General features: G+C 28.0%; 18 protein-coding genes. 15 read left to right on the top strand and 3 right to left on the bottom strand.

Annotated elements, in window-relative coordinates; genetic code table 11:
* Window positions 1-373: 373 nt before the first annotated feature.
* On the bottom strand, window positions 374-1,474 hold the full coding sequence (locus tag CLTHE_RS08250; RefSeq protein WP_080022836.1) for an amidohydrolase family protein: 1,101 nt from the start codon (window positions 1,472-1,474) through the stop codon (window positions 374-376).
* Between the two features lie 72 nt (window positions 1,475-1,546).
* Window positions 1,547-2,158 carry a nuclear transport factor 2 family protein gene (locus CLTHE_RS08245; RefSeq protein WP_080022835.1) on the bottom strand — a complete coding sequence of 204 codons (612 nt, stop codon included), beginning with the start codon at window positions 2,156-2,158 and terminating at the stop codon, window positions 1,547-1,549.
* A gap of 160 nt (window positions 2,159-2,318) precedes the next feature.
* Here CLTHE_RS08245 and CLTHE_RS08240 point away from each other — a divergent pair, with 160 nt between their 5' ends.
* The 15 genes from CLTHE_RS08240 to namA all read left to right on the top strand — a co-directional run bounded on the left by CLTHE_RS08240 (window position 2,319) and on the right by namA (window position 19,492).
* Complete coding sequence (locus tag CLTHE_RS08240) at window positions 2,319-3,569, top strand: helix-turn-helix domain-containing protein (protein ID WP_080022834.1); 1,251 nt, start codon at window positions 2,319-2,321, stop codon at window positions 3,567-3,569.
* Window positions 3,570-3,783: 214 nt separating this feature from the next.
* Window positions 3,784-4,578, top strand: coding sequence for a hypothetical protein (locus CLTHE_RS08235; RefSeq protein WP_080022833.1), 795 nt, complete (start codon window positions 3,784-3,786; stop codon window positions 4,576-4,578).
* Window positions 4,565-5,134 carry a hypothetical protein gene (locus CLTHE_RS08230; RefSeq protein WP_080022832.1) on the top strand — a complete coding sequence of 190 codons (570 nt, stop codon included), beginning with the start codon at window positions 4,565-4,567 and terminating at the stop codon, window positions 5,132-5,134. Before CLTHE_RS08235 ends, CLTHE_RS08230 begins: the two co-directional genes overlap by 14 nt.
* A gap of 373 nt (window positions 5,135-5,507) precedes the next feature.
* Window positions 5,508-6,362 (top strand): HAD family hydrolase, encoded by an 855-nt coding sequence (locus tag CLTHE_RS08225; RefSeq protein ID WP_080022831.1) that lies wholly within the window; start codon window positions 5,508-5,510, stop codon window positions 6,360-6,362.
* Window positions 6,363-6,393: 31 nt separating this feature from the next.
* Window positions 6,394-7,404 carry a PfkB family carbohydrate kinase gene (locus CLTHE_RS08220; RefSeq protein WP_080022845.1) on the top strand — a complete coding sequence of 337 codons (1,011 nt, stop codon included), beginning with the start codon at window positions 6,394-6,396 and terminating at the stop codon, window positions 7,402-7,404.
* Window positions 7,405-7,423: 19 nt separating this feature from the next.
* Window positions 7,424-9,178 (top strand): glycoside hydrolase family 3 protein, encoded by a 1,755-nt coding sequence (locus CLTHE_RS08215; RefSeq protein ID WP_080022830.1) that lies wholly within the window; start codon window positions 7,424-7,426, stop codon window positions 9,176-9,178.
* Window positions 9,179-9,242: 64 nt separating this feature from the next.
* On the top strand, window positions 9,243-11,036 hold the full coding sequence (gene uidA, locus CLTHE_RS08210; RefSeq protein WP_080022829.1) for a beta-glucuronidase: 1,794 nt from the start codon (window positions 9,243-9,245) through the stop codon (window positions 11,034-11,036).
* A gap of 140 nt (window positions 11,037-11,176) precedes the next feature.
* Complete coding sequence (locus CLTHE_RS08205) at window positions 11,177-11,872, top strand: GntR family transcriptional regulator (RefSeq protein WP_080022828.1); 696 nt, start codon at window positions 11,177-11,179, stop codon at window positions 11,870-11,872.
* A 128-nt stretch (window positions 11,873-12,000) separates the two neighbouring features.
* Complete coding sequence (locus tag CLTHE_RS08200; protein ID WP_080022827.1) at window positions 12,001-12,852, top strand: SDR family oxidoreductase; 852 nt, start codon at window positions 12,001-12,003, stop codon at window positions 12,850-12,852.
* Window positions 12,853-12,871: 19 nt separating this feature from the next.
* On the top strand, window positions 12,872-13,480 hold the full coding sequence (locus CLTHE_RS08195; protein WP_080022826.1) for a bifunctional 4-hydroxy-2-oxoglutarate aldolase/2-dehydro-3-deoxy-phosphogluconate aldolase: 609 nt from the start codon (window positions 12,872-12,874) through the stop codon (window positions 13,478-13,480).
* A 13-nt stretch (window positions 13,481-13,493) separates the two neighbouring features.
* Entirely contained in the window at window positions 13,494-14,543 is a 1,050-nt protein-coding gene (gene uxuA, locus CLTHE_RS08190) for a mannonate dehydratase (protein WP_080022825.1), read from the top strand.
* A 10-nt stretch (window positions 14,544-14,553) separates the two neighbouring features.
* A complete protein-coding gene (gene uxaC, locus CLTHE_RS08185; RefSeq protein WP_080022824.1) occupies window positions 14,554-15,957 on the top strand; it encodes a glucuronate isomerase in 1,404 nt (467 codons plus the stop codon).
* A gap of 25 nt (window positions 15,958-15,982) precedes the next feature.
* Window positions 15,983-17,383, top strand: coding sequence for an MFS transporter (locus tag CLTHE_RS08180; RefSeq protein WP_080022823.1), 1,401 nt, complete (start codon window positions 15,983-15,985; stop codon window positions 17,381-17,383).
* Between the two features lie 159 nt (window positions 17,384-17,542).
* Window positions 17,543-18,091, top strand: coding sequence for a hypothetical protein (locus CLTHE_RS08175; RefSeq protein ID WP_080022822.1), 549 nt, complete (start codon window positions 17,543-17,545; stop codon window positions 18,089-18,091).
* Window positions 18,092-18,463: 372 nt separating this feature from the next.
* Window positions 18,464-19,492: an NADPH dehydrogenase NamA gene (namA, locus tag CLTHE_RS08170; RefSeq protein ID WP_080022821.1), complete on the top strand. Its 1,029-nt coding sequence runs from the start codon at window positions 18,464-18,466 to the stop codon at window positions 19,490-19,492.
* 109 nt (window positions 19,493-19,601) lie between these two features.
* Here namA and CLTHE_RS08165 read toward each other — a convergent pair whose 3' ends face one another.
* Complete coding sequence (locus CLTHE_RS08165) at window positions 19,602-20,477, bottom strand: hypothetical protein (protein WP_080022820.1); 876 nt, start codon at window positions 20,475-20,477, stop codon at window positions 19,602-19,604.
* Window positions 20,478-20,638 lie beyond the last annotated feature (161 nt).

Here is a 20,638-nt window from a genome sequence, read left to right as displayed (position 1 = left end):
GCTTGATATTATATTTTAAAATAAAGTGTTTGAGTAGTTTGATTAGTAAGCAATTCTATGAAAAACACTATGTATACATTGCACACCAGCATTTTTTGAAAATAGAGATTGATACTATTTTATGTAGTAATGTATTAATTTGTCAGATGCGTTACAAAGTATTGATATAATTTAAGTTTAGTATTTTCAAATCATATTTTCTATACCTAAATAAAGATAAAGCCTTTCGAAATAATCTGCAAAAGGCTTTTAAACTATATCTATTTTAAAAATATCATTTAAATAGACAGCTTATTATAAAATATAAAATAAAACTGTACTATATCATGACTGAATTATTATATTTTATAGTTTGAATATATTAAAGAAAGCATTAATATTTGAATTGTTGTCCTCCAACTAAAACTCTATCTATATTATAAATATCAGCTAGATTTGCTTCAGGGTTTCCATTCACAAGTACAAGATCAGCAATCTTACCAGGAGTAATAATACCACGTTCAGGTTGACCGAAATATTCTGAAGGTTTACTTGTTGCACACATAAGAACTTCAGTATTGCTCATACCGCATTCCTTTATGTTTTCCATTTCATTTAAAAGGCCTAAGCCATATTCTACACTTGCTGGTGGGCAAGGATCATCTTCATTAGCATCTGTACTAACTAGAATTTCTGCACCGGCTTTTATTAATTTCTTAAGGTTTTCTTCTGCAATTTTCTTGCTAACAGGAGCTTGTGGTACTTTCTTATGAATATTTGTTGCAATAGCATCCATCATAGTAATAGTTGGTGTAAGTGTGATTCCTTGACGAACTATAGCTTCTACAACATCATCAGGTATTTCTTCACTCATTGGCATATGAGTAAGAATATCTACTCCAAAAGCAATACCTTTTCTCCATGATGATACAGTTACAGCATGGGCAATTACTTTTAAATCAAACTTATGAGCTTCATCAACAATTGCCTTACCTATTTCTATTGGGAAGTCACTTCCAGCAGTACGGCCTACACCAGATTCTTCTTCAAGAATAATCTTAATATAATCTGCACCCCATTCAATCATACGATGTACAAATTTCACACCATCTTCTGGTGTTTTCATACGACATAATTCAGGATACTGCATACTTTCGATAGCAGAACTTGTAGGAGCTACTGCAATAAAGTAAGGAGAAAGTATATTTACTATCCCAGCAGAACGCATTTTATCAATAGTATCATGAATACGGCATCCCATATCTAGAATTGTTGTATTTCCATAACGACGAGACTTTTTTAAAAAATCTGGACGATCATATACATGAACATGGCAATCCCAAAATCCAGGTAATAATGTTTTACCAGTTCCATCAATGACTTCTGAATCAGAAGTTAACTCACTGACAATACGATTTCCTTCAATAGCTATATCCTTAACCCCAATAAATTTCTTTCCATCAAATACATTTACATTTTTAATAAGTGTTCCCATACATCTTCCTCCTAATGTTTATTAAAAAACTATGTTTACTAATAAAAATAATATTAGATACAAGACTGATTTTTATTCACAAAGCCATTTATCTGCATCTTTGTAGAGTTTTTCTACTAAATCTGGTCTATCGATTCCAGGTAAATTATTATTTATTTCATATCCTTGTTTTTGTAAAGACCAAGCTAGACATGCATAACTTTCACGATATCCTGCTAGTTCTTTTTTATCAAGTGTAAAATTACAATTTGGAAGTACTGGCACAAGAGAATCTTTTTCATATATTGCTTCCATAGCTGCAATATACCACATACCATCTACTCTTTGAACACGAAATACTAACTTGGCATCTGATAGTAATTCTAGTTCACAACCATCTATTTCTGTTTTACATTGAATAGTTGTTAGCATTATAGCTACTGCTTTATCTCCATTTATCCAAGTACCTGTATTATAAATTTTATGTGGTGCACGTACTAGCATTTTTTTAGATTCTTCTACAAATTCATGTCCTGTTCCTTGAAACCATGAAATTGTGATTTTTGAATCTTCTAGATAACATTTCTTCATTTCATCCCATAGAGCATTATCACGACAAAAACGTTCAAATTCTAATAATTGTTTAATGCTTACTATATAATTTATATCTTGTTCAGTATTTTTTTGTGGTCTTGTTAATATCATTTGTTACCTCCTAGATAGCTGCCAAGCAGCTTGGTGTTTGCTTTCTATATTTATATTTTAGAATTTTAAATAACACTTTACAATGTTCTAAAATTTCAATTTATATGAAAAATATGATAAACTTTTGTACTATAGTACAAAAGCTAAAGGAGATGTGTATATGTACAGACAGGAAGAAGAAAGTGAATCTACAAAAGATTTTGAATTAGAATTAGCCTTAACACTTCAGTCATTTGTAGATGATTTTTGTAAGAATTTTGGACTTCAGTATTTAATTGATAAAATTCAGGAATTAATTAATCATCCAGTGGTATTGCATGATATGGGATATAAAGTATTGGCCAAATCTTCTCGTGCAGAGAATATTATTTCCTTTGTTACATATGATAATGAAAACTTTTTTCTTGAAGATGAAACATTACAGTATCTTCATAATTTCCAGGTTTCAAAGAAAGCACGTGAACAAGCTTTACCAAGCTATTTTGATAAAGATACTTCAGCAGAAGGAACTATGGTGGCAGTAATTAAAATTAACAATATTCAAATTGCTCAGCTTGCTGTCTATGAAGCTGGTACAAAATTTAGAAAACTAGATTTTTTGCTTATTGAAAAGATTAGCCAATTGCTTTCTATTGAATTACAAAAGGATAATACCTTTAATATTGAACAAAATATTATTCCAAACTATATTCTTAGTAACCTTCTTAAAGGAACACAAATGTCAGAAGCAGATATTAGGCAAAAATTGCATTATATAGAATGGAGCAGAGAAGAAAGCTTTCGTATTTTGGTCATTTCTGACTCTTTAAAAGAAACTTTAGATAGAAAAGCAGGTCCAATTGCAAACTATTTAAAGTATTACATTCCATTAGATAACTGTATTTTTTATAAATCAAATATTGTTGCATTTATTACTCCATCTTTATACAATGATTTATTTATAAATAAAACAGATAAATTCTATGATTTTTTGAGTACTTATAATTTAAAAGCTGGATTAAGTATGAAATTTAATTTATTTTGTGAATGTAGTAGATTTTATTATCAGGCAATAGAATCTTTAAGGGTAGCAAGGCAGAAAGATTTAAAATTAGCAAGTTTTGAAGATATTCGAATAGACATTTTAACAAACTTAATGAAGGAAAAATATTCACTACTGGATTTCATTCATCCTACTATTATGATTTTGGCTGATTATGATAAGGAACATCATTTAGATTTAATTAATACTTTATTGGCGTATCTGGAACATCTAAATCATCCTAATGAAGCAGCAAAACACTTAAATATTCATCGAAATACATTATTTTATCGCATAAACAAAGCTAAGGAATTAACAGGAATTACATTAGACAATGGCATTGAAATAAGTCAGTTACTTTTTTCTATTTATTTGTATTTAGAAAGTTGAATATATATATATATATATATTAAATCAAAATTTAAATACCAGTTTTGGTCATATAATTTATTAATATGCCATTTTGATTAATTATTGTAATTTAGATTTTAGTACAAAGTGTAAATAATATAAAAAAACATTTTTTAAAGATGAAAACTTATGTGTGATAAATACGAAAGTAGTATTAAAGATTTATAAATATGTATAATGAAGGTGAAGATAAGTGATTGCAGAATTACATGGTAAAATTAGTAGTAAAGGGACAAATTTAAGAGATACGCTGGAAGATAATTTAACTGGTAATTTCTTTGGAGCCTTAAGATATATTCCTTTTAGTAAAGGAATTAAAAAAATATTATTACAAGTTATTGAAGAAAGTAGTTTTGATAAATATGAAACAGAGGAATGGGCAGAAAGAATTGAGTTTTGGCCATATCACAAAGAAGGAGAAGTAGACTTAATTATTAAACTAAATTTAGTTACTATTGCTATAGAAATTAAATATAATAGTGGATTATCTTCAGATGATGAAATATCAAATGAAGAAAAAAGTTTGGAGAAAAGTAGAAATCAATTGGCGAGAGAGTCTAGAATAGTTAAAGAGTTTGCTGAGTCTAATGGAACAAAGCCTATTTTATTATTTATGGCTAGAGAACAGGATGGTAAAGAAATTGTAAGTAATATAGAAAAGAGAAACATAATTGAACAAGGGGTGATATTTAAATTTATTTCATGGGAGGATATATGTTTAACAATAGAAGAAATATATAAGAGTTCGGAATTGAATTATTTTGAAAGAATAGTCATTGAAGATATATATAAGCTTTTACTTAAAAAAGGCTTTAATAGTTTTAAAGACTTCAAAAGTAATGGTAATGATTATGTAATTGATAAAGATAAATTTTATTTATTTGAAGATAACAAAGAATATAATTTAAGTTCAAATAATTATAGTAATGAATTTGGGTTTATAAATGAAGTTGAAATAGAAAAGGATGGATATTATGAGTTCTTGTAGTAAAAATATAACAAATGCTTTTTCAGTAGTATACAATACTTTAGAGAATGTGAAAAAACTTATGGAATATTGTGATAAAGTTGCAGAAAGTAATGGATATTGTGTTTGTACACCAAAATTTTTAAGAAATAATACAGACAGTAATGTTGAGGGGTGGGTATATAATAAATTCTTTAAGATATATCAAAGTAGTGAAGATGAAAGATTAGAAAATGGATGGAGAAATGGACCACTATATGTATTAGAAATAAATTTTGAAGAAGCTCCATTATATTATTTATCTAAGTTTGAGTATGAGGATATAAAAGAATGGAGAGGAGGAATATCTCCTTCAGCTTGGTGGGCTTTTTATTTTCCAACTAATATTGGCGATAATAGGATAGAATTTAAGAAGTTAGATGATATATATACATTAAGTATACCTAAAGAGGCATATAAAAAATCTTATTGGGGACTTGAAAGAGTTGTCTTTAGAAATGGAGATTTAATAGAAGTTAATAAGGATAATGTTAATACTAATATTTTTGAAGAGTTTAATAAGTTAAAAGAGAAATAATATTTATTAGTTTAGATAGAAATGGGATTTTAATATTTCCATTCCTATTTTTATGTGATACAAAAGAAAATATAAGATACGCTTAATTATTTAAATAATATCTAATTAAATTATTTTTAAATCGAAATTTTTATATTTACTAATTAATTTTTAAAATTTCTAAGTAAATTCTTATAGTTATATATAATTCTAAAAATCTATTATTAATTTTATTATCAACTAAATTTTCAATCACCTAAAAGAATCCATATATAATATATTATTACAAAATTATTATAAAAAATGAAAAGGAATACAAAATAGTTGAACTTTTTTATTTGATATGCTAGTATACTAGTATAAGATTAATTTTTTGTTAACAAAGGGGGAAGAAATGATGAATATTTTAGAGTGTTATAAGCCAAAGAAAAATCTTTTGATTTGTATAGATTCTGATGGATGTGCCATTGATACAATGGATATTAAACATATAAAATGTTTTGGACCTGTAATGATTGAGGAATGGGAAGTTTCAAAATGGGAAAATGAAATTTTAGAGAGTTGGAATGAGGTTAACTTATACACTTTAACTAGAGGAATAAATAGATTTAAAGGTCTTTCTAAAGCTCTTGTTGAAATAAATGAAAAGTATAAAAAGATAGATGGTTTAAATGAATTTGTAAAATGGACTGAGGAAACTAAGGAATTATCTAATGAATCTCTAGAAAGAGAAATTAAAAATAATACAGGAGATATTACTTGTATAAAAAAGGCATTAGATTGGTCAATTGAAGTAAATAAAAGAATAGATAGTTTACATAAGTCTGATAAGAAGCCTTTTGAAGGTGTTAAAGAAGGAATAGAAAAAGCTAAAGGAATAGCTGATATAGCAATTGTTTCTTCAGCAAATGAAAAGGCTGTTTTAGAGGAATGGGAAGACAATGGATTATTAGAAAGTGTAGACATAGTTTTAACTCAAAATATTGGTTCTAAGGCTTTTTGTATAGAAAAGCTTAAGGAAAAAGGATACGAAGAAGTTTTAATGGTTGGAGATGCTTTAGGGGATTATGAAGCAGCGAAAAAAAATGATGTACTTTATTATCCAATCAGAGTAAGAAAAGAAAATGAATGTTGGAGAGATTTTTCAAAAGAAGCAGTTGAAAAGTTTAAAACTAAATCTTATAAGGGTGAATATCAAGATAAATTAGTTAAGATGTTTATAGAAAATTTATCTAAAAGTAATTCTTAAGTAAAGAGGGATTAAAGTGAAGAATTTTAAAATGAGTGGTAAAAAAATATTAGGCTTTGGAGAGATAATGCTTAGGCTTACACCTCCAAACAACCAAAAAATAATACAAGCTAATTCCTTTGATGCTGTTTATTCTGGTGGAGAAGGAAATGTAATAGCAAGTTTAGCTATGTTTGGACATGATACAAAGTTTGTAACTAAGCTTCCTGAAAATTATTTAGGTGACAGAGTACTAAATAAGTTTAGAGGATACAATGTTGATGTAAATGATGTAATTTTAGGAGAAGGAAGATTAGGAATTTATTATTCTGAAATTGGACATGGTTTTAGAAGTACAGAAGTTATTTATGATAGAAAATATTCTGCTATTTCTATGGCAAAAAAAGAAGAGTTTGATATAGAAAAAATGTTAGACTCTGTAGGATTAATTCATTTATCAGGAATAACTCCAGCTTTAAGTAATGAGTTATATGAATTTCTTCTAGAGCTTATTAAAGAATGTAAGAAGAGAGGAATTCTTATTTCTTATGATTCAAATTATAGAGCTAAATTATGGACAATAGAAGAAGCTAGGGGATTTTTAGAAAAAATATTACCTTATGTAGATTTTGCATTTTTAGGTTATTTAGATATGATTAATATTTTAAAATTTGAAGATATAGAAGATAAATTTGATAAAAAGCTAGAAAGTTTATATAAAAAATTATTCTTTAAATATCCAAATTTAAAGTATGCAGCATGCACTACTAGAAAAGTAAATTCAATAAATAATAATACTTTAAAAGGTTATTTATTTAATGGAGAAAATCTAATAAATTCTAATGAATATACTTTTGATATTTTAGATAGAGTTGGAGGAGGAGATGCCTTCACAGCTGGAATACTAAATGGAATATTAAAAGGTATAGATGAAAGAAGAACAGTTGAATTTGGAACATGTGCAAGTGTTTTAAAACATTCAATTATAGGTGATGTAAATTTAGTTAATGAGGAAACAATAAATTCACTAATAGATAGTGGTTTATGTAACATAAAAAGATAATTGTAAAGGGGAATGTAGGATGAAAAAAGTAGATTTAAAAGCTAAACCATTTTATTTATCAGACGAGGAGATTAAATGGGTAGAAGAAACTATAAATAATATGACAATAGAAGAAAAAATAGGTCAATTATTTGTTATTATGGATAAAGCTTCAGATGGAGGTAAAACAACAGCTGAATTAATAAAAAAATATAAACCAGGTGCAGCAAGATATATGGGTGGAAAAGCACCAGATGTATATGAGCAAATAAAAAAATATCAAGAAGCATCTAAAATTCCAATGTTAGTTGCATGTAACTGTGAATCAGGTGGAGATGGAGCAGCAGGTGGTGGAACATATATTGCTACACAAGCAGCTGCTGGAGCAGTAGTAGATGATAAGGTTGCATATAATGTAGGTTATGTTTCAGGAAGAGAATCAGAGGCTATTGGATGTAATTGGGCTTTTGGACCAGTATCTGATATTTTCTTAAATTGGAGAAACACTATAGTAAATACAAGATGTTATAGTGATGATCCTGATAGAGTTTTAGAATATTGTAAAGCTTATATAAAAGGTTTAGAAGAAAGCAAAATGATTGCTTGTACAAAACATTTCCCAGGAGATGGTGTAGAAGAAAGAGACCAACATTTATTAATGGGAATAAATGATTTAAGTTGTGAAGAATGGGATAAAACTTTTGGAAAAGTTTATAAAGGATTAATAGATTCAGGACTTAAGAGTATGATGGTAGGTCATATTGCATTACCAGCTTATTCAAGAAAGTACAATCCTGAAATAACTAATAAAGAAATTTTACCAGCAACTTTAGCACCAGAATTATTACAAAACTTATTAAGAGAAAAATTAGGTTTCAATGGATTATTAGTTACAGATGCATCACATATGTTAGGAATGACAAGTGCTATGCCTAGACATAAGCAAGTTCCAACAGCTATAGCAGCAGGATGTGATATGTTCTTATTCTTCCATCATGCAGAAGAAGACTTTAAATATATGATGGATGGATATAAAGAAGGAATAATTACAGAAGAAAGATTAGAAGATGCTTTAAGAAGAATCTTAGGATTAAAAGCTTCAATTGGATTACACAAAGCAGTTGAAGAAGGAACTTTAATGCCTAGTAAAGATGGATTAAGCATTTTAGGATGTGAAGAGCATAAAGAATTAGCTGTTGATGCAGCAAAGAGAAGTATAACTTTAGTTAAGGATACAGAAAATAATTTACCATTAAATCCAAAAACTCATAAACGTTTAAAGGTTTATTATGTAACTAATCCACAACCTTTAGATGTAATCTTTGGAAATACATCTGTTAAAGATGCAATAAAAGAAGAATTAGAAGCAGCTGGATTCGAAGTGGACATGCATGAAAACTATCATGATTTAGTAGCTAAGAGTGGAAATAGCTTTGAAAATATGATGAAATCAACTTTTAGTGAAAGTGTTGAGAAGTTTAAAGAAAAATATGATGCTATTATCATGTTTGTAAATATGAAAGGTTATTGTCAAGAAAATGTAGTTAGAGTTCAATGGTCAATAGGTCATGGAAGTGAAACTCCATGGTATGTAAGAGAATTACCAACTGTTTGTGTTTCATTAAGTCAAACTACAAATCTATTTGATTTACCTATGATGAAAACTTTCATAAATGCTTATGGCTCAACTAGACCAGTAATAAAAGAAACTATTAAGAAAATTACAGGTGAAGAAAAGTTTGAAGGAGAATACAATGAAACTGTATTCTGTGGAAGATGGGAAACAAGATTATAGAATATAAAAAATTAAAAAATTATAAAATTATAAAATATAAAGATATATTAGGGAGGATTTTAAGATGTTATATCCAATAATGACAGAAACAAGAAATATTGTAAATTTAAATGGAATTTGGGATTTTAAATTAGATAAAGGAAATGGTTTTTCAGATAAATGGTTTGAAGGAAAATTAAGTGACACTATACAAATGTCAGTACCATCATCTTATAATGATTTAGTTGAACTTCAAGAAGTAAGAGATCATGTGGGATGGGTTTGGTATCAAAGAAGCTTTAGTATTCATAGAAGTCTTTTAAATGAAAGAATAGTTTTAAGATTTGGTTCTGCAACTCACATTGCAAAAGTTTATTTAAATGGAAAATTATTAATGGAGCACAAAGGTGGATTTACTCCTTTTGAAGCTGAAATAAATGAATTTTTAATAAGTGGAGAAAATATATTAACTGTAGCAGTTAACAATATTATTGATGAAAGTTCACTTCCAGTAGGGCTTGTAAAAGAAGATAAAGAAGGAAATATAGTTAAAAACTTAGTTAACTTTGACTTCTTTAACTATGCAGGAATTCATAGACCAGTAAAAATATATACAACTCCAAAAACATATGTAAAAGATGTTACTATAGTAACAGATTTCAAAGAAACTACAGGAAATGTATCATATGATCTTAAAGTAGAAGGTGATGCAAAAATTAATGTTTCTGTAATTGATGAAAATGATAATGTTGTAGCAACTGGTGAAGGTGCAGTTGGAACATTAGAAATAAAAGATGTAAAGCTTTGGGAGCCTATGAATGCATATCTTTATAAATTAAAGATAGATTTAAATGATGAAAATGGATTAATTGATACTTATACAGAAGAATTTGGTGTTAGAACTGTTGAAGTTAAGGATGGAAAATTCTTAATTAATAATAAACCATTTTACTTCAAAGGATTCGGTAAGCACGAAGATTCACATGTAAATGGTAGAGGAATAAATGAAGCTATTAACATTAAAGACTTTAATTTAATGAAATGGATAGGAGCGAACTCTTTTAGAACAGCACATTATCCTTATTCAGAAGAAATAATGAGACTTGCAGATAGAGAAGGGATTGTAATAATTGATGAAACTCCAGCAGTTGGATTACACTTAAACTTTATGGCTACAGGTTTATTTGGTTCAGGTGTTAAGAGAGATACTTGGAAAGAAATCCAAACTAAAGAAGCTCACGAGCAAGTTTTAAGAGAATTAGTAGATAGAGATAAAAATCATCCTTCAGTTGTAATGTGGTCAGTTGCAAATGAGCCAGATTCAGATTCAGAAGGAGCAAAAGAATATTTTGAGCCATTAATAAACTTAACAAAAGAATTAGATCCTCAAAAGAGACCTGTTACAGTTGTAACTTATTTAATGTCAACTCCAGATAAGTGTCAAGTTGGAGATATAGTGGATGTATTATGCTTAAATAGATACTATGGATGGTATGTTGCAGGTGGAGATTTAGAAGAAGCTAAAAACATGCTAAGAGAAGAATTAGAAGGATGGAATAAGAGATGTCCAAATAAACCAATTATGTTTACTGAGTATGGAGCAGATACAGTTGCAGGAATGCATGACACAGTTCCTGTTATGTTTACAGAAGAATATCAAGTTGAATATTATAAGGCAAACCATGAAGTTGTAGATGAGTTTAAAAACTTCGTTGGAGAGCAAGTATGGAATTTTGCTGACTTTGCAACAAGCCAAGGTATAATAAGAGTTCAAGGAAATAAAAAAGGTATTTTTACAAGAGATAGAAAGCCTAAAATGATTGCTCATTCATTAAGAGAAAGATGGACTAATATTCCTGAATTTGGATATAAAAAATAAATGGGTTAATTTACGAAGACTATAGCAAAAAGGCTATAGTCTTTTGTAATAGAAAATATTTTTATGGTATAATTTTTATATTGTAAATTATCAAGTAGTAGAAATTAAAAATAGTTAAATTGCTGTTAGGAGGAGATTCAGTGATTCTTTACGAAAAAAAGGGTAATGAAACAGGTAAAGACTATGCATATAGAGTATTAAAGGACAATATAATGAGCTTAGAATTAAGACCTGGTGAATTATTAAGTGAACTTGATTTAGCACAAAAGCTGCAAGTATCAAGAACACCTATAAGAGAAGTACTTATAAAACTGAAAAGTGAAAAGCTTATAGAGGTTAAACCACAAACTGGAACATATGTATCATTAATAGATTGGAAGCTTATAGAGCAAGCCATATTTATGAGATATAATTTAGAAAAAAAAGTTTTAGAAGAAGCATGTGATAAATTTTCAGAAGATGCTTTAATGGAAATGGAAAAATGTTTATTTGCTCAAAATCTTATTGCAAATAAACAAAATAATTTATTAGAATTTCATAACTTAGATAATAAATTTCATGAATTATTATTTGAGGGAACAGATAAAAGTGATATTTGGGAAGCTATTTCTAATATAAGTACTCATTATAATAGAATGAGACTTTTAGCAGAAATATATATAAAAAAAGATTTTATAGTTGATCAACATGTAACGTATTTAGATATTATAAAAGAAAATAAAAAAGATATAATTAAGGAAACAGTATCAAAGCATATAAAATCACCAGTTCAAGAATGGATTTCTTTGATAGATGAAAATGAATCTATAGAAAAATATATAAAAAATTATAAGTAAATTAAAATCATCCATAATAAAATTATGGATGATTTTTTGAATTTGTGAAAAAAATGTTAAAAAATTGTTGCAAAATGAATTCTAATATGCTAGTATACAAGTATAACAGATGTGAAGGAGGATGAAACATGAAATTACCATTTAATGTAGATTTAAAAGATAAGGTTTGTGTTGTAACAGGAGGAACAGGAATTCTATGTGGAGCTATGGCAGATGCTTTAGCAGAATGTGGAGCAAAAGTTGCTATATTAGCATTAGGACAAGAAGCTTGTGAAAAAAAAGCACAATCAATAAATGAAAAAGGCGGAATAGCAATAGGAATAGAAGCTAACGTTTTAGATAAAGAAAGTTTAAAAAATGCACATGAAATAATACTTGAAAAGTTTGGAACAGTAGATATTTTAATAAATGGAGCTGGAGGAAATCATCCAAAAGGAACAACAACTAAAGAATATTTAGAAGTTGAAGATTTAGAAAATGAAGAATTAACTACATTCTTTGATTTAGATCCAAAAGGAGTAGAATTTGTTTTCAATCTTAATTTCTTAGGAACATTACTTCCATCACAAGAATTTAGTAAAGATATGATAAATAAGAAGGATGCGACAATCATTAATATTTCATCAATGAATGCGTTTACACCTCTTACAAAAATACCTGCATATTCAGGAGCTAAAGCAGCAGTAAGTAACTTTACTCAATGGTTAGCAGTTCATATGTCAAAGGTTGGAGTTAGAGTAAATGCAATAGCACCAGGATTCTTCGTAACAGATCAAAATAGAAAGTTATTATTTAATGAAGATGGAACACCAACTGCAAGAACTGAAAAAATATTAAATAGTACACCAATGAGAAGATTTGGAGAAGCTGATGAATTACTTGGAACTTTATTATACTTAGTATCTAATGAGGCTTCAGGATTTGTAAATGGAGTAGTAATTCCAGTAGATGGAGCATTCTCAGCTTATTCTGGAGTTTAGATAAAGGAGAGCAAAAAAAGTGGTTTTAGAAGAGTTAAAGAATTATGGAATAGTTGCTGTAGTGAGAGGAAAAAATCACGAAGAAGCAATTGATTATATGGAAGCTTGCCTAAGAGGTGGAGTAAAGGCACTAGAGCTTACTTATACAATACCAAATGTAGTAGAACTTATAAGAGCTTATAGTTTAAGAGAAGATGCTTTAATTGGAGTTGGAAGTGTATTAAATGAAAAAATGGCTATAGATGCAATAGAAGCAGGAGCTAAATACGTTGTAAGTCCAGGATATAATGAAGCTGTAAATGAAGTTTGTAAAAGAGAAAATGTTTTATATTTACCAGGATGTATGACAGTTTCAGAAATAATGAAAGCTATGGATTCTGGAAATAAAATGATTAAATTATTCCCAGGAGACTTATTTGGACCTAAATATGTTAAAGCTATAAAAGCTCCAATTCCAAATGTTGAGATAATGCCAACTGGAGGAGTAACTGTAGATAATATTGAAGAATGGTTTAAAAATGGAGTAGCTTGTGTTGGTGCAGGAAGCTCATTAATAAAAGGAACAGCAGAGGAAATCGAAGCAACAGCAAAAAGATTTGTTGAGAAGATAGAGAACATTAGAAAATAGGGGGTATGAATTTATGAAAATGACATTCAGATGGTATGGACAAGATGATCCAGTAAAAATTGAATATATAAAACAAATTCCCGGTATGAAAGGAATTGTAACTGCAATTTATGATATTCCAGTTGGAGAAGTTTGGCCATTAGAAAGAATTTTAGAATTAAAAAGGGAAGTTGAAAAGCATGGATTAGAGCTTTCAGTAATAGAAAGTGTTCCAGTTCATGAAGATATTAAATTAGGACTTCCAACTAGAGATAAATATATAGATAATTACATTCAAACTATAAGAAATTTAGCAGAAGCAGGAGTAGATACTATTTGCTACAATTTCATGCCAGTATTTGATTGGACAAGATCAGATCTTAATTATGAATTAGAAGATGGTTCAACTTGTTTAATATATGATGAAGAGCAAGTTAAAAAAATGGATCCAGCTTTAGGTGAATTAGAATTACCAGGATGGGATACATCATATGGAGAAGGTGGATTAAAAGCTTTATTAGAGCAATACAAAGATATTGATGAAGAAGCTTTATGGAACAACTTAAATTATTTCATTCAAAGAATAATGAAGGTTGCAGAGGAAGTTAGAATGAAAATGGCTATACATCCGGATGATCCACCATGGGGAATATTTGGATTACCAAGAATAATAACTAACTTTGACAATTTAAAAAGATTTATTGAATTATATGATAGTGAATATCATGGAATTACTTTATGTACAGGCTCTTTAGGATGTACAAAGGTAAATGATATGGTAGAAATGATAAATTATTTCGGAAAAGAAAAAAATAGAATACATTTCGCACACCTTAGAAATGTAAAAATTACTGGAGATAGTAGTTTTAATGAAGTTGCACACTTATCAGAATCAGGTTCTTTAGATTTCTATGAAATAGTAAAAGCTTACTGTGATTATGATTTTGATGGACCATATAGACCAGACCATGGAAGAATGATTTGGGGAGAAACTGGAAGACCTGGTTATGGATTATATGACAGAGCATTAGGGGCTGTTTATATAAATGGTTTAATAGAGGCAATTAAGAAAAATAAAAGATAGGAGATTTGTTATGAAGAAATTTATGGACAAGGACTTTTTGTTAGAAAGCGAAGTAGCAAAAGTATTGTATCATAATTATGCTTCAAAGGTGCCAGTGTTTGACTATCACTGTCACCTTGTTCCTAGCGAAATAGCAAATGATTATGAATTCAAAAATATAGCTGAAATGTGGTTATATCATGATCATTATAAATGGAGAGCTATGAGAAGCTTTGGAATAGATGAGAAGTATATAACTGGTGATGCAAGTGACTACGAAAAATTTTATGAATTTGCTAAAATGATGCCTTATTTAATAGGGAATCCACTTTATCATTGGTCACATTTAGAATTAAAAAGATTCTTTAATATTGAAGAGACATTAAGTGAAAAAACTGCAAAAATTATCTGGGATAAATGTAATGCTGTCATAAAAGAAAACGTTTTAAGTGCTAAAAAACTAATTAAAATGGCTAATGTAGAATATATAGGAACTACTGATGATCCAATAGATAGTTTAGAGTATCATAAACAAATAAGTTTAGATAAAGAGTTTAATTGTTTAGTTAAACCTTCGTTTAGACCAGAAAAAGCAATGAAAATCTTAAATGAAGGATTTAAAGAATATATATCTAAATTATCAGAAGTTTGTGATATGAAGATAACTAGCTATAATGATTTAAAAGCTGCACTAGAAAAAAGATTAGATTATTTCTGTGAAATAGGCTGCACTATAACAGACCATAGCTTAGAGAGAATAAAATTCTTTGAAGTTACAGAAGAAGAAGTTAACTCTATTTTCTGTAAAGGTTTAAACGGAGAAAGCTTAACAGAAGAAGAAGGAATTAAATATTCTACTTCTTTATTAATAGATTTAGGAAAAATGTATAGTAAAAGACAAATGGTGATGCAGCTTCATATAGGAGCATTAAGAAATAATAATTCAAGAATGTTTGAAAAAGTTGGAGCTGATGCAGGTTTTGATAGTATAGATGATGGTGAAATTGCATATTCACTTTCAAGAATATTAAATGAGTTAGATAAAAATGAAGAATTACCAAAGACAATTTTATATTGTTTAAATCCTAAAGATAATGAAGTAATAGGAACAATGATTGGAAATTTCCAAGATGGAAAAACTCGTGGAAAAATTCAATTTGGTTCTGGATGGTGGTTCAATGATCAAAAGGATGGAATGGAAAGACAAATGATGGCTTTATCTCAATTAGGATTGATTAGTCAATTTGTTGGAATGGTAACAGATTCAAGAAGCTTTTTATCATACACAAGACATGAATACTTTAGAAGAATACTTTGTAACTATATAGGAAATTTAGTAGAAACAGGGCAATATCCATATGATGAAGAAATACTAGGAGAAATAATAGAGAGTATTTGTTATAGAAATTCTAAAAACTATTTTTTAAGTAAATAATTCTGCAATTAAGAGGGGGATAACTATGGAATTATTAAACGTTATTGAGAAAAAGAAAGATAAATTAAAAGAATTTGGAATGGGTGACAAAATTGGATATGCTTTAGGAGATGTTGGATGTGGAGCATTTTTCCAATTTATTGCAACATACTTAATGCTATTTTATACTGATGTATTAGGAATTAGTGCAGTAGCTGTTGGGACTTTATTTATAGTAGCAAGAGTTTGGGATGCTATAAATGACCCTATTATGGGAATTATAGTTGATAGAAATAAGCATACTGAACATGGAAAGTTTAGACCTTATATAATTTTATTTGGTATACCAATGACTTTAGTAGGAATACTAGCATTTACAAAATTACCAGGATTACCTGAAAGTATGAAATTACCTTATGCTTATGTTACTTATATTTTATTTGGAATGTTATATACAGCAGTAAATATACCTTATGGTTCATTATCATCAGTTATGACAACAGATCCAGTTCAAAGAACATCACTTTCTACTTTCAGAAATATAGGTTCAGTTATTTCAGGAGTTATAGTAATGGTATTAGTTCCAAAACTAATATTCAATAGTGAAAATGCGGTAACTGCAAATGGATTCTTAAAATGTGCAATTATATTTGCAATAATTTGTTCAGTGTGTTTCGTATTAACTTTTAAATTAACTACAGAAAGAGTTGTGCATAACACAGCTAATCAAAAGAAAGCTGGAATTGGATCAACAGTAAAAACTTTATTTAAAAACAGAGCTTTCATTGGTATAACTTTAGCTTCATTTGCAATGATAACTAGTATGTTTATAGGAACTTCTTTAAATGCATATTTATTTAAAGAGTACTTCAAAAATTCAAATCTTATAGGTGTAGCAGGATTAGCAGGAATGTTACCAGCACTTTTAGTTATTCCTTTCGTTGGAATATTAGTAAAACGTTTTGGTAAAAAAGAAGTTTCTGTAGCAGGAACAACTTTAGCTATGGTGGTTTATGGAATATTATTTGTAATGCCAATACCAAATCCATATGTATATATAGGATTAACTATGGTTGCTGGACTTGGAACTGGAATAGTTAACGCAGTTACATGGGCATTAATTGCAGATGCAATAGATTACCAAGAGTATATTAGTGGAGAAAGAAACGAAGGAACAGTATATTCAGCTTACTCATTATTTAGAAAATTAGCTCAAGCTATTTCAGGAGGAGTTGGAGGATTTGCTCTTGGAATGCTTGGATATCAAGCTGGTGCAGCAGAGCAAGTAGAGGCTGTTGGAATAGGAATAAAAAATATTATCTGTGGAGCTAACTTTGTTGGTTTAGGATTATCATTATTAGCTTTAATATTTATCTTTAACTTATCAAAGAAAAGATTAGAAGAAGTAAATAAACAATTAGAAATAAATAGAGCAAAAGCAAACTAAAAATTAAAATAAAGAGATGTAGAAATTATTATCTACATCTCTTTTTATATATTGAATATTCCAATTAAGTCTCAAAATTAAATAATTTAGTAACATAATTCCTAAAATGTAATATATTATACTATAAAGAAAATTTAATAACACAGGAGGAATTTCAATATGTCAAATTATTGTTATGAAGAAGAAAAAGTAAGAGAATATGAATCATTAGTATTCAATGGAGGAAATATAAATGATGGTACTGAAACTGAACCAGATACTATTCCATTAGGATCTGCTAATTCTAATCTTAGACTTTTAGGATGGCTTTTACCTCAAGGAGATACAGATGAATATTCATTAACATTTAGTGTTCCAAAGGATGCAGTTAATAGAAATCAAAGAGCTAAAGTTTTTGTTCATTTATTAACTGATAACTCAAATACTCCAAATGGAAATAGATTTGCAATTAGACTTTCATCTTTATTTGCTAGAGCTAATGGTGTAGTAAATGCAGCTAATATAAATGTATATAATAGTGGAAATATTTCAATTCAAAACTCACCAGGTAATTTCCAATATAATCATTATGTTATAGAGTTTGACCTAGATGATATTATTAGATCAGAAGACTTTGCATTACTAAGTGTTGCTCGTACTTCAGTAACTAATGACTATGCTGGTGCATTATTTTTATCTAGTATAGAATTTAGATATGTAAGCAAATAAATATAAAAATTAATTAAAAGTAATACAAGCTAATTAAAGTTAGATAAAAATAGCAAAAAGTATTTTATTTAATTTTGTATAGAGAATAAATCAGAAAAAAATATAGAGAATTAAATAAAATACAAATAATTAAACTGTATGGTTAATATATATTTTAAAATATTTTTAACTATACAGTTTTTATTTATATTAAATAAATTTTTAAGAATTATAGTATTTAACTATTTTAAAATATAAATTAAGAAAAAACTAAAAATTTTTAAAAGAAATTATTAATATTCAAAGTGCTAGACAAGATAGTCTTTAGATTAGATAAAAATAAAAGTGATATAATATGATTATAAAAATAAATTAAATAGGAGGAATTTACATATGAAAAAAGGTATTTTTAAAGAGTTTTCTTTAAAGAATTTAAATTTAAGAAATAGAGTAGTTATGGCACCTATGTGCATGTATATGGCTGAAAATGATGGAATGGTTAATGACTTTCATTATGTTCATTATTTAAATAGAGCTATAGGTGGAGTATCTGCTATAATTCTTGAAGCAACTGCTGTTGAAGCTAGAGGAAGAATAAGTGATAGAGATTTAGGAATTTGGGATGATAAACATATTGAAGGGTTAAAAAAATTAGCAGATGGTATTAAAAAATATGGAGCATGTGCAGGTATTCAATTAGGTCATGCTGGTAGAAAATGTGAGGTAAAAAGTGAAGAGATAATAGCACCATCAGCTATCCCTTTTAGTTCAGAATATAAAACTCCTATAGAAATGAGCAAGACTGAAATTGAAGAAGTTAAAATTGCTTTTAGAGAAGGAGCAAGAAGAGCTTTAGAAGCTGGATTTGATTTTATAGAAATTCATGGAGCACATGGATATTTACTTTCAGAGTTTTTATCACCTTTAGCTAATAAAAGAGAAGATGAATATGGTGGAAGTATAGAAAATAGAGCTAGATTTTTAGTTGAAGTAATAAGAGAAATTAAAAAGGTTTGGCCAGAAGATAAAGCACTTTTACTTAGAGTTTCATCAAAAGACTATGTAGAAGGTGGAAATACTAAAGTTGAAATGGCCCAAATAGTTAATATAGTTAAAAAAGAAGGCGTAGATTTAATTAATGTAAGTACTGGAGGAGTTGTTTCAGATGCTGTTATAAATGCTTATCCAGGATATCAAGTTCCAGATGCTGAATATATAAAAGAAAAATGTGATATTCCAGTTATGGCAGGTGGATTAATTACAACAACAGCTCAAGGAACTGAAATAATAGAAAATAATAGAGCTGATTTAGTATTTTTAGCTAGAGTTTTATTAAGAGATCCTTATTGGGTTTTAAATGAAGCTAAGAAGAGAAACGTAGAGTTAGATTATTTACCTTCAGCTTATATGAGGGGGATATAAAGATAAAATTTAAGACTAATAAAAATTTTATTGTTTATAAAAATTAAAATAAATATTATTAAAGGATGTAGAAGAGGTTCTACATCCTTGTTTTAATTATTTTGAAGTCTTAATAAGTAGTTTTAGACGAAATTGAATAGGTAACTACTTTACGTGTAAACATTCCTGTAACGATTCTAACATAATCATTACTATCAAAATAAGGATAAGTTGGAGAATCAAATACTATTTGTCTTCTATTTTTATAATCTATAATAGTTATTCTCCAGTAATCTGTGCCTTTGCGAGGAGAATATTTAATTTCTGTACAAAATCCTTTTGTTTCTACGTATAGACTAAATATATACTCTGTAAAAAATATAAATAAGTAACATAAAACTAAAAAAGCAATTAATGGTATTCTATCAATAGAAAAAATAATTAAAGAAAAGAAAAAAACATTATAGCCTTTAAGTAGAGGTCTCTTATTTCTAGGTATTATTACTCTAGGAGAAAACCATAATTTAAAGAACCAAAATATATTTGGGTCCTTTGAATCATCATCTATTCCGGAATTCTTTTTTTGCCAACGAATTTTATAGTCATCATTATATCTTTTAGCAAATCCAAGTTTTTTGAAGTGAGTAATAATAAAAAATGAATGAGCCATTATTAAAGCTGACATAGTTATTTCTCTATTTTTGAAAAGGAACATAGTAATAACTGAATATGTAAGTAAGGAAATTGTAATTATTTTATATGGTAACACTTTTTCTTTAGCATAAGCTATGCATGTTTCATTAAATTTTTTTAGTGATGAAAAAGGAATAAATGTTGTTGAGGTAAATGCAATAAATAAAGTAAATTCGATTATATTTTTTGTATCAATTATAGGTGTTTCATATCCTAAAGTATTAAGTATATAGAATAGGTTAATAAAGAAATTTGGAATAAAAGCAACAAAGGAAATAACACAGGAGCTATTTTCATCGCTTAAACTTTTCATAAAAATACCCTCTCATAATATAAAATGTAAATACATTATAATACAAATTTAGAGTAAAAAGTATATTTGAAAGATTTAATTTATAGATTTTCAGAATAGATATTAAAGAAATAATAAATAGAAAATTTTATGAGTAAAAATAATTAAAGTGTAAATATTTG

The sequence above is a fragment of the Clostridium thermobutyricum DSM 4928 genome (assembly GCF_002050515.1).
In the GTDB taxonomy this organism is placed as follows: domain Bacteria; phylum Bacillota; class Clostridia; order Clostridiales; family Clostridiaceae; genus Clostridium; species Clostridium thermobutyricum.
This window is presented reverse-complemented; position numbering and strand designations above follow the sequence as displayed.

Bases quoted from the DNA above. Each gene is read 5' to 3' on its own strand.
- CLTHE_RS08250 (WP_080022836.1), bottom strand. From the start codon at position 1,474: ATGGGAACACTTATTAAAAATGTAAATGTATTTGATGGAAAGAAATTT.
- CLTHE_RS08245 (WP_080022835.1), bottom strand. From the start codon at position 2,158: ATGATATTAACAAGACCACAAAAAAATACTGAACAAGATATAAATTAT.
- CLTHE_RS08240 (WP_080022834.1), top strand. From the start codon at position 2,319: ATGTACAGACAGGAAGAAGAAAGTGAATCTACAAAAGATTTTGAATTA.
- CLTHE_RS08230 (WP_080022832.1), top strand. From the start codon at position 4,565: ATGAGTTCTTGTAGTAAAAATATAACAAATGCTTTTTCAGTAGTATAC.
- CLTHE_RS08225 (WP_080022831.1), top strand. From the start codon at position 5,508: ATGATGAATATTTTAGAGTGTTATAAGCCAAAGAAAAATCTTTTGATT.
- CLTHE_RS08220 (WP_080022845.1), top strand. From the start codon at position 6,394: ATGAGTGGTAAAAAAATATTAGGCTTTGGAGAGATAATGCTTAGGCTT.
- CLTHE_RS08215 (WP_080022830.1), top strand. From the start codon at position 7,424: ATGAAAAAAGTAGATTTAAAAGCTAAACCATTTTATTTATCAGACGAG.
- uidA (WP_080022829.1), top strand. From the start codon at position 9,243: ATGTTATATCCAATAATGACAGAAACAAGAAATATTGTAAATTTAAAT.
- CLTHE_RS08200 (WP_080022827.1), top strand. From the start codon at position 12,001: ATGAAATTACCATTTAATGTAGATTTAAAAGATAAGGTTTGTGTTGTA.
- uxuA (WP_080022825.1), top strand. From the start codon at position 13,494: ATGAAAATGACATTCAGATGGTATGGACAAGATGATCCAGTAAAAATT.
- uxaC (WP_080022824.1), top strand. From the start codon at position 14,554: ATGAAGAAATTTATGGACAAGGACTTTTTGTTAGAAAGCGAAGTAGCA.
- CLTHE_RS08180 (WP_080022823.1), top strand. From the start codon at position 15,983: ATGGAATTATTAAACGTTATTGAGAAAAAGAAAGATAAATTAAAAGAA.
- CLTHE_RS08175 (WP_080022822.1), top strand. From the start codon at position 17,543: ATGTCAAATTATTGTTATGAAGAAGAAAAAGTAAGAGAATATGAATCA.
- namA (WP_080022821.1), top strand. From the start codon at position 18,464: ATGAAAAAAGGTATTTTTAAAGAGTTTTCTTTAAAGAATTTAAATTTA.
- CLTHE_RS08165 (WP_080022820.1), bottom strand. From the start codon at position 20,477: ATGAAAAGTTTAAGCGATGAAAATAGCTCCTGTGTTATTTCCTTTGTT.